This window comes from Streptomyces venezuelae, assembly GCF_008642275.1.
Taxonomy (GTDB): domain Bacteria; phylum Actinomycetota; class Actinomycetes; order Streptomycetales; family Streptomycetaceae; genus Streptomyces; species Streptomyces venezuelae_E.
In genome coordinates, this window is the sequence record NZ_CP029189.1 from 667,576 (window position 1) to 680,122 (window position 12,547).

At 73.5% G+C, this 12,547-nt stretch carries 8 protein-coding genes; 4 read left to right on the forward strand and 4 right to left on the reverse strand.

The window, feature by feature from the left end:
- Positions 1–9: 9 nt before the first annotated feature.
- Positions 10–1,146 (reverse strand): nitric oxide synthase oxygenase, encoded by a 1,137-nt coding sequence (locus DEJ51_RS02995; RefSeq protein WP_150256019.1) that lies wholly within the window; start codon positions 1,144–1,146, stop codon positions 10–12.
- Between the two features lie 213 nt (positions 1,147–1,359).
- On the reverse strand, positions 1,360–1,998 hold the full coding sequence (locus tag DEJ51_RS03000) for a GNAT family N-acetyltransferase (RefSeq protein ID WP_150256021.1): 639 nt from the start codon (positions 1,996–1,998) through the stop codon (positions 1,360–1,362).
- A gap of 141 nt (positions 1,999–2,139) precedes the next feature.
- On the opposite strand from DEJ51_RS03000, the gene DEJ51_RS03005 reads away from it, so the two are divergent.
- Positions 2,140–4,437, forward strand: a complete 2,298-nt coding sequence (locus tag DEJ51_RS03005) for a HelD family protein (RefSeq protein ID WP_150256023.1) — start codon at positions 2,140–2,142, stop codon at positions 4,435–4,437.
- Here the strand turns inward: DEJ51_RS03005 and DEJ51_RS03010 are convergent.
- Complete coding sequence (locus DEJ51_RS03010) at positions 4,427–5,920, reverse strand: FUSC family protein (protein WP_150261661.1); 1,494 nt, start codon at positions 5,918–5,920, stop codon at positions 4,427–4,429. The genes DEJ51_RS03005 and DEJ51_RS03010 overlap by 11 nt on opposite strands.
- 416 nt (positions 5,921–6,336) lie before the next feature.
- Here DEJ51_RS03010 and DEJ51_RS03015 point away from each other — a divergent pair, with 416 nt between their 5' ends.
- Both DEJ51_RS03015 and DEJ51_RS03020 read left to right on the forward strand, forming a co-directional pair.
- A complete protein-coding gene (locus tag DEJ51_RS03015; protein ID WP_150256024.1) occupies positions 6,337–6,807 on the forward strand; it encodes a MarR family winged helix-turn-helix transcriptional regulator in 471 nt (156 codons plus the stop codon).
- A gap of 160 nt (positions 6,808–6,967) precedes the next feature.
- Positions 6,968–10,018, forward strand: a complete 3,051-nt coding sequence (locus tag DEJ51_RS03020; RefSeq protein ID WP_223835637.1) for an AfsR/SARP family transcriptional regulator — start codon at positions 6,968–6,970, stop codon at positions 10,016–10,018.
- Positions 10,019–10,211: 193 nt separating this feature from the next.
- On the opposite strand, the gene DEJ51_RS03025 is transcribed toward DEJ51_RS03020, so the two are convergent.
- A complete protein-coding gene (locus DEJ51_RS03025) occupies positions 10,212–10,430 on the reverse strand; it encodes a hypothetical protein (protein ID WP_150256028.1) in 219 nt (72 codons plus the stop codon).
- Between the two features lie 212 nt (positions 10,431–10,642).
- Here DEJ51_RS03025 and DEJ51_RS03030 point away from each other — a divergent pair, with 212 nt between their 5' ends.
- The gene (locus tag DEJ51_RS03030; protein WP_223835638.1) at positions 10,643–12,502 is read left to right on the forward strand and encodes an AfsR/SARP family transcriptional regulator; all 1,860 of its coding nucleotides are present in this window, start codon (positions 10,643–10,645) and stop codon (positions 12,500–12,502) included.
- Positions 12,503–12,547: the final 45 nt, after the last annotated feature.

Here is a 12,547-nt window from a genome sequence, read left to right on the forward strand (position 1 = left end):
ACAGAAGGTCTAGACCAAATCCCGTCCCTGGGCCCGCTCCTGCGCGCCCGGGTGATGGACGTAGGCCGTACTGCTGCTGCGGTCCTCGTAGGTGCGGTGGAAGACCGGGGTCGCGGAGCCGGAGATCGGCGGCACGATCCAGGACCAGTCCGCGCCCACCTCGCGCCCCTTGCGCTCCTCCCGCTCCAGGTGGGACAGGAAGCGCCGGGACTCGGTGTGGTGGTCGGCGATGGTGACGCCGGCACGGTCGAAGGAGTGCAGGACGGCCCGGTTCAGTTCGACGAGGGCGCGGTCCTTCCAGAGGGACCGGTCGCTGGAGGTGTCGAGGCCCAGCCGGCGCGCGACGGCCGGCAGCAGGTTGTACCGGTCGGTGTCGGCGAGGTTGCGGGCACCGATCTCGGTGCCCATGTACCAGCCGTTGAACGGCGCGGCCGGATAGTGGATGCCGCCGATCTCCAGGCACATGTTGGAGATGGCGGGTACGGCGTGCCAGCGCAGCCCCCAGTCCGCCCAGCCGTCGCCGTCGGGGTGGCCGATCGGCACTTCCAGGACGGCGTCCGCGGGGGTGTCGAACCAGCGGGGTTTGTCGTCGACGCCCTGGACCACCAGCGGCAGGAGGTCGAAGGGGGTGCCGGGGCCGCCGGACCAGCCGAGCCGGAGCAGGGCCTCGGTGAGCGGGGCGTTGCGGGCGTCGCCGACGGTTATCGACGGGTGGTCTCCGTAGCCGGCGTATCTGACCAGTTGCTCGCTCCAGATCAGCGGGCCGGGCCGGGCCGGGGCGTCCGGGGCGAAGACCGTGATCGTGGGCCTGACCCGGCCCCGGTTGGTGGCCTCGCGCAGGTGGTCGAAGCACTCGGCGGCGATGCCGTCGGCGTCGGTGATCTCGCGGCGGTCACGGACCCGCAGCGAGTTCCAGTAGAGCCGGCCTATGCAGCGGTTGCTGTTGCGCCAGGCCACTCGGGCACCGTGGGCCAGCTCCTCGGAGGTGTGCACATAACTGCCGGTCTCGGCGAGTTCGGCCCGCACGGCGGCGAGTCGGGCGCGCGGATCACCGACGTCCGCGTTCTCCCTGTGGAAGAGTCGGATGAACTCCTCGGCCGCTTCCCACACCTGGGCGGTGGTGGAGCGCTGTTGAAGAATTTCCATTCCGGGCCGTTACCCCCTGTCCGACCAGATCCACCCTGTACGTGCCGGATGAATGTGCAGCAAACAACTACCCGTTGTACATGCCGCAGGTCAGCGTGGGGTGATGAGCAGCGAGGGAGCACTCCTTGGGGTGATCTCTCGTGGATCGGACTACGGCAGGGCGCGCGGGGGTGTAAGATCCGGCGCGTTTCGGGGGCCGGGCCGTGCGCCGGGTCAGCCGCAGGGGCGGCTCATGTACAGCGCCGTCTCGCCGGCCGCCGGCGTGCCGCCGTACAGCGCGGTGTCGAGTCCGCAGAAGGCGAACCCCATCCGCCGGTAGGCGTGCACCGCGGGGGCGTTGACCGAGCTGACCTCCAACCACAGGTGCTCCGCGCCCCGTTCGCGGGCGAACCGATCGGCGCACTCCATCAGCGCGCGGCCGATGCCGCGGCCCCGGTGGCCGGGCGAGACCTCGATGTCCTCGATGGTGAGCCGCCGGTTCCACGGGGCGTAGCCGACGGCGGCGAACCCGCAGAGCAGGTCACCGTCGAGGGCGACGAAGGTCCGCGCGTCGGCGTCCGAGTCGCAGCCGCCGCCGAAGACCTGCTCGTCGTGCTCCTCCGGAGGGAACACCTTGCGCACGGGCGGGTCCACGGGGACCTCGCGGAGCACGAAGCCGAAGCCGAAGCCGCCGAAGCCGGAGTCGGAGCCGGAGCCCGAGCCGCCGTGGCCGGAGCCACCCGAGCCGGGTCCGCTCACCTCGAAGACCGTGGCGGTGGTGAAGGAGCTGTCCAGGGCCTCGATGGCCCCCGCGTCCTCGGGGCGGGCAAGGCGATAGACGATTCCGTCGGCTGAACCGTGTGCGGTGGTCATGGGATCCACCGTACGCAAAAAATCCCCCGGCTGAATTGGCTGCCGAGGGAGAAGAGAGCGTATATTCAATGGTTCACGAGTTCGCCTGAAACGAAGCCGTGAAGAAGCTTACGACGACACTGTATCGCGGCAGGAGTGCAATTGTCAACCGAGGAATTCCGAAAAGAGCAGCAATTCGTCACCGACCTCTATCGGCGCCTCGATGATCTGCGTGACCAGGCGGAACGGGCGGTCGACGGGGCGCTGCGCGATGTCGGCACCGGGTTGCAGGCGCGGCTGGAGCGGGACGTCCTGGTCGCCGAGCAGTCCGGTCTGCTTTCCGCCCTGAATGCGGGCGAGAACGGCCTCTGTTTCGGCCGTCTGGAGTTCTCCGACGGCCGGGACCACCACATCGGGCGGCTCGGAATCCGGGCCGACGACGCGGAACGCACTCCGCTCGTCCTGGACTGGCGCGCGGACGTGGCCCGCCCCTTCTACCTCGCCACCGGTCACACCCCCATGGGGCTGCGCCGCCGCCGGCACATCAGCAGCCGGGGGCGCGTGGTGACCGCCCTGCACGACGAGATCCTCGACCTGACCGACGCGGAGCGCACCGGCCACGAGGGGGCCGACGCGGACGCCGTGCTGCTCGCCGCGCTCGACGCCGCCCGGACCGGCCGGATGCACGACATCGTGCGCACCATCCAGGCCGAGCAGGACCGGATCATCCGCTCCACCCACCGCGGGGTGCTGGTCGTCGAGGGCGGCCCCGGCACCGGCAAGACCGCCGTCGCGCTGCACCGCGCCGCGTACCTGCTGTACGCGCACCGGGAGCTGCTCGCCAAGCGGGGTGTGCTGATCGTCGGACCGGGCCCGGCCTTCCTCGGCTACATCGGCGGGGTGCTCCCGGCCCTCGGCGAGACGGGTGTCCTGCTGGCCACCCCCGGTGAGCTCTTCCCCGGCGTGCACGCCACCGGCACCGACCGTCCGGGGGCCGCCGCGGTGAAGGGGCGGGCCGCGATGGCGGAGGTCCTCGCCCGGGTGGTGGCCGACCGGCAGTGCCTGCCGGAGACCGTTCCGGCGGACACCGGCGAGGAGTACGACACCGTCCCCGAGCCGGCGCTGGAGATCGACCACGAGGAGTACGGGACGCTGCTGCTGGACCGCACCATGGCCTACGAGGCGCGGGACCGGGCCCGGGCCACCGGGCTGCCGCACAACCAGGCGCGTCCCTCGTTCGCCTTCCCGGTCATCGACGCGCTGACGGCGCAGCTCGCCGACCGGCTGGGCGCCGATCCGTACGGCGGTCCGAACCTGCTCGGCCCGGACGACATCGCCCAGCTCGGCAAGGAGATCGCGACGAGCGCCGCGGTGCACGCGGCGATCGACTCGCTGTGGCCCTCCCTCACCCCCCAGCGGCTGGTCTCCGACTTCCTCGCGGACCCCACCCACCTGCCCGCGCACGAGGCCGACCTGATCCGGCGCGCGCCCTCGGCCCGGCCCGACTGGACCCCGGCGGACGTGCCGCTCCTGGACGAGGCCGCCGAGCTGCTCGGTGAGGACGACAGTGCCCGGCGGGCCGCCGAGGAGCGGGACCGGCAGCGGCGCATCGCCTACGCGCAGGGGGTGCTGGACCTGTCCGAGGGCTCGCAGTCGTACGAGTTCGAGGACGAGGAGAGCGAATACCTCGCGGCCCACGACATCATCGACGCGGAGCGGATGGCCGAGCGCCACGAGGAGGCCGACCACCGCAGCACGGCCGAACGGGCCGCGGCCGACCGTACCTGGGCCTTCGGGCACGTCATCGTGGACGAGGCGCAGGAGCTGTCGGCGATGGCGTGGCGGCTGCTGATGCGGCGCTGTCCGACCCGGTCGATGACGCTGGTCGGCGATCCGGCGCAGACGGCCGACGAGGCGGGCTGCGGCTCGTGGGAGCGGATCCTCTCGCCGTACGTGGGCGAGCGCTGGGAGCTGGTCCGGCTGGGGGTCAACTACCGCACGCCGGCCGAGATCATGGAGGTGGCGGCGGCGGTGCTGCGGATGCGCGATCCCGGCTTCGAGCCGCCGCGGTCGGTGCGGGCCACCGGGGTGCGGCCCTGGGCGCACGCGACCGGTGACCTGGCGGCGGCGACCGGGGAGGCCGTGGCCCGGGAGCTGCCCGCCGAGGGGCGGCTCGCGGTGATCGCGCCGCGGGCGCGGCACGCGGCCCTGGCCGCCGTACTGCCGGGGGTACGCGCGGGCGCGGAGCCGGATCTGACCGGTGAGGTGGTCCTGCTGGACCCGCGCCAGGCCAAGGGGCTGGAGTTCGACACGGTGATCGTGGTGGAACCGGACGAGTTCCGGCCGAGCGATCTGTACGTGGCGCTGACCCGGGCGACCCAGTCCCTCGGGGTGGTGCACACCGCCGGCCGGCTGCCGGCGGGGCTGGCGGACACCCCGGAGGGGCTGCTCAGGCGCTGATGACCAGCGGTGCCCGGGGGTCGGTGCGCAGGGGGGTCGCCAGGGCCACGAGGGTGTGTTCCAGGCCGTGGAGGTGGGCGAGGGCGGGTTCCGCGGCGGCGGGCCGGGGGTGCGGCACGGTGACGGGTCCGGGGGCGGCGCCCGGGGCGGTGAGGGCCTCCACCGCGGCCTCCACGCGCCAGCAGGCGGCGGCCAGCCGGGCGTCGTGCGAGGCCTGGGGGTCGGCGGCGACGGCGACCAGCCCGCGCACGTCCCGGGCGCAGTCGTCGAGCAGGGCGAGCACCTGCCGGGCCCGGGCCTTGCGGGCGCGCAGCGGGCTCAGCGGGTGGACGAGGGGCGCCAGCGCCATCCGGACCCTGGCCAGCAGCAGTTCCAGCTCGGCGGCGTGCGGGGCGGGGTCGGCGTCCGGGTCGCCCGCGAGGCGGTCCAGGGCGGCCGCGGTGCAGGCGCGTACGCAGTGCAGGGCGCGCTGGATCCACGCGTCGTTGGCGGCGTGGGTGGTGACCGGAAGGATGATCACGACGGCGAGGGCGGCGCCGAGCGCACCGATGGCGGTCTCCTGGAAGCGCAGGAGCAGCAGTCCGGGGTGCAGGACGCCGAGGAGGCCGTAGAGGAGCCCGGCCATGACGGTGACGAAGAACATCATCCAGGAGTACGAGGGCGCGGCCGTGTAGAAGATCCCGAAGACGCATACGGCGACCAGTGCCGCGGTGGGCGCCGGTGCGCCGTGCAGGGGTACGGCGATGAGCAGCCCGGCGGCGATCCCGACGACGGTGCCGAGGACGCGGCGGAAGCCCCGTACGAGGGTCTCGCCCCGGGAGGCGGTGTTCACGAAGATCCACCAGGAGGTGCCGACGGCCCAGTACCAGCGGTCGTCGGAGAGCGCCTGGCCGATGCCGAGCGCGAAGGCGCAGGCGGCGGTGGCCTGGAAGGCCTGCCGGGTGGTCGGGCGCGCGAGCCCGGTTCCGGGCAGGCCGGGCGGGGCCGCGGGGGGCGGGGTGCGCCGTTCGATGGGCCACAGCAGGAAGCGCACGGCCCCGGAGGCGAGGAGCGCGAGACCGACGGCGGCGTACAGCTCGGGCAGCTGCCCGGGCCGGGCGTGCAGGAACTGGGTGACGAAGAACATCATGAAGCCGAAGATCCCGAGGGCGTGTCCGCGCGGGCCGAAGCGGCGGGCGTACACCCCGGCGAACACGACGGCGAGGAAGGCGGCGTCCCGGGCGAGCGGCACCCCGTGCAGGGTGGTGGCGAGGGCCAGGACGGGGAATCCGGCGACGGGCAGCAGGGCGGTGGTGCGGCGCTGGGCGCGGACGTCCGCGTCGAGGACGGTGAAGAGGGCGAGCAGGGCCGCCAGTCCCCCGGTGATGGAGGCGGTCAGGGAGAGACCGCACACTTCGGCGAGGGCGACGGCGGCGGCGACGCCGATCACCGCGCGGGCCGAGTTCCGCAGTCTCATACGCCCCGGATCCGGAGCCACGAACATCCTCTTCACGGCGGTGTGCCGCCCCCCTTGGAGTGCTGCGCGCCGGTCCGGCGCCGCCCGGGGGTGGTGGGCGGCGGACGGGCACGGCGAAGGCGCCGCGCTCCGGAACCGGCCTCGTTGCCGTCCGGCGCTGCGCGGCGCCGTAAGTACATGGATACGACACAGATAAGCATCCGGGGGCCCAGTGGCTCAACCCGGCCTGCGGAGGCTGGGCCATTGGCACACCCCAAGGGCGGACATGTCGGCCAGGAAACCGCCAACGGCTCAGCCGGGCGGGCGCCGCGCGCCGAGCCGGGGAGGCGCCCCGTCGGGCCCCGCCCACCGGCCGGGTCGCACCGTCGTGACCGGCTCTCGTACACGTGACCACGCGCTGTTATCGTGCAGCGACCCGCGGGGCGTACGGAAGGGGACCGACGTTGACGCGTACGGCGGAGTCCGGGGAGGCCGAGGCGTTCAGCCGGGCCGCGGTGGCGGTCTTCCGGCTGAACGGGCGGTTCACGGCGGCCCTCGACCGGCTCGCGCTCGCCTCGGGGCTCAGTGCCGCGCGCTGGCAGATCCTGAGCACGGTGACGGGACGGCCGCTGTCCGTCTCCGAGGTGGCCCGCCGGGTGGGGACCACCCGGCAGAGCGTGCAGCGCATAGCGGACCTGCTCGTGCGGCAGGGACTCGCGGTCTACCTGGACAATCCGGCGCACCGGCGGGCCAAGCTGCTCAGCGCCACCGAGCGCGGCGCGGCCGCGAAACGGGAGATCGACACCTGTCTGGCCGAACTGGCGCGGCAGCTGTGCGAGGGCCTCGGCGGCGAGGACGAGGTGCGGCAGACGGCCGAGGTCCTCCGGGGGCTGTCCGGCGCGTTGTCGTCGATCGGATCCGACGGCTCCGGGTGAGGCCCGTGCACGTGTACACCGCCATACGGACAACCCGGCCTGAAACCACCCCCGTCTTTCCCAAGAGTTGACTGCACCGAGAAACGCTCTTTGCGGTACCGTTCGCGCCTGACGCGGGGTTTCAAGGCCGGGGGACCTTTTGAATCGGTTTGTCTTCAGAGTGCTGGGACCGCTGCTCGTCCAGACCGATGACGGTCCGCTGCGCATCAACGGCAGGCGCCAGGCCACGGTCCTGTCGATGCTGCTGCTGTACGCCGACCGGATCGTGTCGGTCGACACCCTCGTGGACGCCGTCTGGCCGGAATCACCCCCGGCCACGGCCCGCAATCAGATCGCCATCTGCGTGGCCACCCTCCGCAAGACCTTCAAGCAGGCCGGGGTGACCGACCTGCTGATCACCTCTCCGCCCGGCTACCTGCTGGCCAAGGGAGAGCACCGGATCGACGTCCAGGAGTTCACGGAGCGGGCCGAGCAGGGCCGGGACGCCGCCCGGCACGGACGGACCGAGGAGGCGTGCGCGCACTTCGAGGAGGCGCTCAGCATCTGGCGGGGCTCGGCGCTCGACGAGCCGGCCGGCTCCCGGCTGGAGGCGGAGACCACCAGGCTGGAGCAGATGCGGCTCGCGCTGACGGAGGAACGAGCCGGTCTGATGCTCCAGCTGGGCCGCCACCGCGCGCTCACCGGGGAGCTCACCGAACTGGTGGCCCGGCACCCGCTGCGCGAGCAGTGCCGCGAACACCTCATGCTGGCCCTGTACCGGTCGGGGCAGCGGGCCGAGGCCCTCGACGTGTTCCTGCAGGGCCGCCGGTTACTCACCGAGCAGCTCGGCATCGAACCCGGTCCCGGGCTTCGCCAGTTGCACGAGCTGATCCTGCGCGACTCCCCCGAACTGACCCGGCCCCCCGCCGCGGCGGCACCCGCGCCGGCCGCCCTGAGCACCATCCCGGCACAACTGCCCGCGGACGTCATGGCGTTCACCGGCCGGCAACGGGAGATGACCTCCCTGGACCGGCTCCTGAAGGAGCCCTACAGCCCGCACACCCCGGCGCTGGCGACCATCGTGGGCGTGGGCGGGGTGGGCAAGACCGCACTCGCGGTGCACTGGGCGAGCCAGGTCGCCGACCAGTTCCCGGACGGCCAGCTCTTCGCCGATCTGCGCGGGTACGACGAGGAGCACGCGCCGGTGTCCCCCGCCGCCGTGCTCGACCGGTTCCTGCGCGCCCTCGGGATCGGAGCCCCCCAGATACCGGCGGATCCCGACGAGCGGGCCTCGCTGTTCCGGAGTCTGCTCAGCACCCGCAAGACGCTGATCGTCCTGGACAACGTACGCTCCTTCCCCCAGCTCAGACCCCTGCTCCCGGGTGGTGGACGCAGTGTGGTGCTGGCCACCAGCCGGGAGAGCCTGGGCGATCTGACCGGGGACTACACGGCGCTGAGCCTGCGACTGCGGATGCTGGAGCCGACCGAGGCGACGGCGCTGCTGATCAAACTGGCCGGGGCCGACCGGTTCGGCAGCGACCCGGTGGCGGTGGAACAGCTCGGCGCCCTGTGCGACTGCCTCCCGCTCGCGCTGCGGATCGCGGGCGCGCGGCTGGCGGCCAAACCCAATCTGAGCGTACGGAGCCTCGTGGAGCGGCTGCGCGACCACCGCTCCCGCCTCGACGTGCTGAGCCCGGGCGAGGGCGGGGTGCGCGCCGGCTTCCGGCTCACCTACCGGGACCTGCCGCCGGAGACGGCCCGGATGTACCGCAGGCTCGGACTGCTGCGCACGGCGGACTTCGCCGCCTGGGCGGGGGCGGCCGTACTGGACACCGATGTGTGGCACGCGGAGGAACTGATCGACCACCTGGTCGACGCGCAGCTGCTGGAGGTGGCCGACGCCGAGCCGGGGCGGGCCGCCCGCTACCGCTTCCAGGACCTGCTGCGGCTGTTCGCCCGCGAGCGCGCGGAGTCGGACGAGCCGGAGGGGGAGACCGACGCCGCGCTGGAGCGGGCCTTCGCGTCCTGGCTCTGGCTGGCCGAGGAGGCGCACCGGCGGATCGACGGCCGGCAGTTCCCGGTGGGCCGGGCGCCGGAACCGGCCCCGTGTTTCCTGCCGGACCTGGCCGACGAGCTGCTGGCCACCCCGATGGACTGGTTCGAGTCGGAGCGCACGGCGATCGCCGACCTGGTGGCACACGCGGCGGAGACGGGCCGGGCCCGGTACGCGTGGACGCTGACCGAGAGCGCGGTCCCGCACTTCGAGACCAAGAACTATCTGGAGGACTGGCAGCGCTGCGCCGAGCAGGCGCTGGCCTCGGCCCGGCGCACCGGGGACGAGCCGGGCGAGGCCACGATGCTGCGGCTGCTGGGGTCGCTGGCGATCTACCAGCGGCGGTACGAGCAGGCCGAGGGCTGGAACATGGCCGCGCTACGGCTGCTGCGCAACACCGGTGACGCGGGCGGGGCGGCGCTCGCCCAGCGGAACCTTGCCATGTGCGCGCGGTTCCAGGGGGACTGGGAGCGGGCCCTGGAGTACTGCGAGGCGGCCCTCGGTGGTTTCCACGCGTCGGGCGACATCGGCAACGAGGCCCATCTGCTCGGCTTCCAGGCGCAGATCGAGCTGGACCGGGGCAACGTGGGCGGCGCGCTGCCGCTCGCCGAGCGTGCGGTGGCGCTGAGCCGGCGGACCGGATCGGTACGGGCGGAGGCGCAGAGCGTGTACCGGCTGGCCGAGGTCCGGCTGCGTGCGGGAGATCTGGGCGAGGCCGCGGAGGCCTTCGGTGCGGTACTGCGGCTGACCCGGGGCGAGGGCGACCGGGTCGGGGAGGCGCACGCGCTGCGGGGACTGGGGCAGACGCAGTGGAGCCAGGGCCTGCTGTCGGCGGCGGGGGGAACGCTGCAGCAGGCCCTGGAGATCACGGATGAGCTGGCGGACCGTTTCCTGTACGCCCGGGTGGAGACGGATCTGGGATGTGTGGAAGCGCTCGGCGGCCGCCCGGCGGAGGCGGCGGAGCGGTTCCGGCGCGCGCGGGCCGCGTTCGGCGAGGTCGGCGCACAGCCCTGGCGGGCCCAGGCGGGCCGGCTGCTCGCCGCGGTCCAGGGCACGGCGGGCGGGCCGGGCGGTGGGGACGCGCCGGGCGGTGGCTGCGCCGGTGAGGTGCCGCATCGTTCCTTCACCGCGGCGGAACTGACCTTGCTGCTGACCTGCCCGGAGGACGGAAAGGGCTAGGGGGTGTCCGCAAAGTAGCGCCGGCCGCCCGAAGGGCGGGCCCCGCGGCGTCCGGTGCCGTACATCGCAAGGCGGAGGGGTGCCCGTGTACTGGACGTACTCGGGCGCCCCGACAACGCGGCGAGGTGCGGTGCCGGGCGTCGCGGGGCAGGCGGTACTTTGCGGACACGCCCTAGGCCGGGGAGGGAGCGGCTCAGCCCCAGGGCATGTCGCCGTGCTTGCCGGCGGAGCCGGGGTGCGGGGGGACCAGCGGCTTGACGACGCCCCAGGGCATGTCCCCGTCCGCCTGCACGGTGGTGTGCGGGTCCGCGAGGACGGCCGGCGCTCCCCCCGCGCCGACGAACACCCCCGCAAGAACGACCAGGCAGGCCGCCGCTGTGCTCGCCGTCTTCACCGTCCGCGTGCTGCGCATCTGGGAATCCCCTCTCGGTGGAGCATCACTGCCGCTCGCTGCGGCATGAATGGAACAGTAGGGACGCCTCCTTTTCCATCCGTGTTCCATCGATTTCGTGACCCTGGCCGCCCTCGAAATCGCCACGATATCGAGGAGACAACGCACTCCACTAGCTTCGTTCAGAGATTCTTCTCCATGAATCACGGATGGGGCGGTACATGGAATTCCGAGTGCTCGGGCCAGTCGAGGTACGGCGGGACGGCCGCCGGGTCGCGTTCTCCGGGGCGAAGCTGCACACCGTGCTCGCGGCGCTCCTCGTGGCCCGTGAAGAGGTGATCTCCGACGACCGGCTGTGCCGGCTGCTGTGGGGCTGGGCTCCGCCGGCCACCGTCAGCGCACAGCTCTACACCTATGTTTCCCGCTTGCGCAAGATTCTCGGCGACGATGTTCTGATCGATCGCCGGCCGCCCGGATATGCCATGAGCATCGGTAATGCGACCCTTGACCTGAGCGAATTCGAGAAGCTGGCGATCAGCGGCCGCGAGGCACTGATCGCCGAGGACTTCGAAAAGGCCGGTGAGCTGCTGCGCGGCGCCCTGGCCCGGTGGAACGGCCTGCCCTTCGCCAACGCCACGGAATACCTCGCCGATGCCGAGGCCCCGCGGCTCACCGAGGCCCGGGCCGTCACGCTGGAGCACCGCATCGCGGCCGACCTCGCGCTGGGCCGGCACGAGCAGATCACCGGGGAGCTGACCGGCCTGGTCGCCGAGTTCCCGCTGCGCGAGCGCATCCGCTGCCAGCTGATGACCGCCCTGTGCCGGTCGGGGCGGCAGGCGGACGCCATCCACCTCTACCACCACGGCCGCGCGGTGCTCGCCGACGAGCTGGGCGTCAACCCCGGCGAGGAGCTCCAGGCCACCTACCGGGCGCTGCTGGAGGGCACCCTGGACCGGCGGCCGCGCCCGGCCTCCGCCGTACGGCCCGGCTCCCGCCGGGAGGTGTCCGCCCGGCCGGCCGTCACCCCGGCCATGCTGCCCCCCGACACCGTCGACTTCACCGGCCGGGAGCCCGAACTGGATCTGCTGTGCCGTGCGCTGGCCCCCGACGCGCAGGGGTCGGGGCGGCCCCGCCGGGTCCTGGTCACCGGCATGGCCGGGCTCGGCAAGACCGCCCTGGCCGTCCACGCGGCGCACCGCTGCCAGCGGCACTTCCCCGACGGGCAGCTGTACGCCGACCTGCGCGCGCCCGACGGAACTCCCCGGCACCCCACCGGGGTGCTGCGCGGGCTGCTGCGCGCGCTGGGCCCGGCGGACGACGTACCGGCCACCGAGGACCAGGACCAGCTGGTCCGGCTCTACCGGGAGCGGACCCGGGGCAGGCAGCTGCTGATCGTCCTGGACAACGCCTCCGGGGCGGCCCAGTTGGGGCCGCTGCTGCCCAACACCCCGGAGCCGGCGGTCCTGGTCACCGGACGGACCGCGCTGCCCACCGTGGCCGGGGCGCACACCGTGGCCCTCGCGCCCCTGCCCCCCGGGGACTCGCTGGAGCTGCTCTCGGCCGCGGCCGGTCCTGCCCGGGTGGCCTCGGCACCCGGTGCGGCGACCGCGATCGTCGAGCACTGCGCCGGACTGCCACTGGCCCTGCGGATCGTCGGGACCCGGATCGCCGCCCGCCCGCACTGCGCCCCGGACCGGCTGGCCCGGCGGCTGGCGGATCCGGTCACCCGGCTGCGGGAGCTGCACTCGGGCGATCTGGACGTGCACAGCTCGCTGCTGCCGTCCTGGCGGGCGCTGGACCCCGAGGTGCGGGTGGTGTTCCCGGCGCTGGCCGCGCTCGGGCCGCGGCCGTTCCCGGCCGCGGACGCGGCGATGTCGCTGGGCCTGCCGGAGACCGAGGCCGAGCGGCTGCTGGAGGCGCTCGCCGACGCGGCCCTGCTGGAGGTCAGCGGCGCCGACGAGTGGGGCCAGCCCTGCTACCTGTTCCATCCGCTCGTACGCCTCTTCGCGCTCTCCCTCGGCGAGGGGACCGCACCCGGCCCCGGGGCGGCCGCCCGGACGGAACATAACCGGCGGCTAACCCACCGCCCCTAGCCTCGCCCTGCCCCGCAGCAGGGTGCTCCGGACCGTACGACCCCA

Excerpts from the sequence above, each read along its gene's own strand:
- DEJ51_RS02995 (WP_150256019.1), bottom strand. The coding sequence starts at position 1,146 with ATGGAAATTCTTCAACAGCGCTCCACCACCGCCCAGGTGTGGGAAGCG.
- DEJ51_RS03000 (WP_150256021.1), bottom strand. The coding sequence starts at position 1,998 with ATGACCACCGCACACGGTTCAGCCGACGGAATCGTCTATCGCCTTGCC.
- DEJ51_RS03010 (WP_150261661.1), bottom strand. The coding sequence starts at position 5,920 with ATGTTCGTGGCTCCGGATCCGGGGCGTATGAGACTGCGGAACTCGGCC.
- DEJ51_RS03025 (WP_150256028.1), bottom strand. The coding sequence starts at position 10,430 with ATGCGCAGCACGCGGACGGTGAAGACGGCGAGCACAGCGGCGGCCTGC.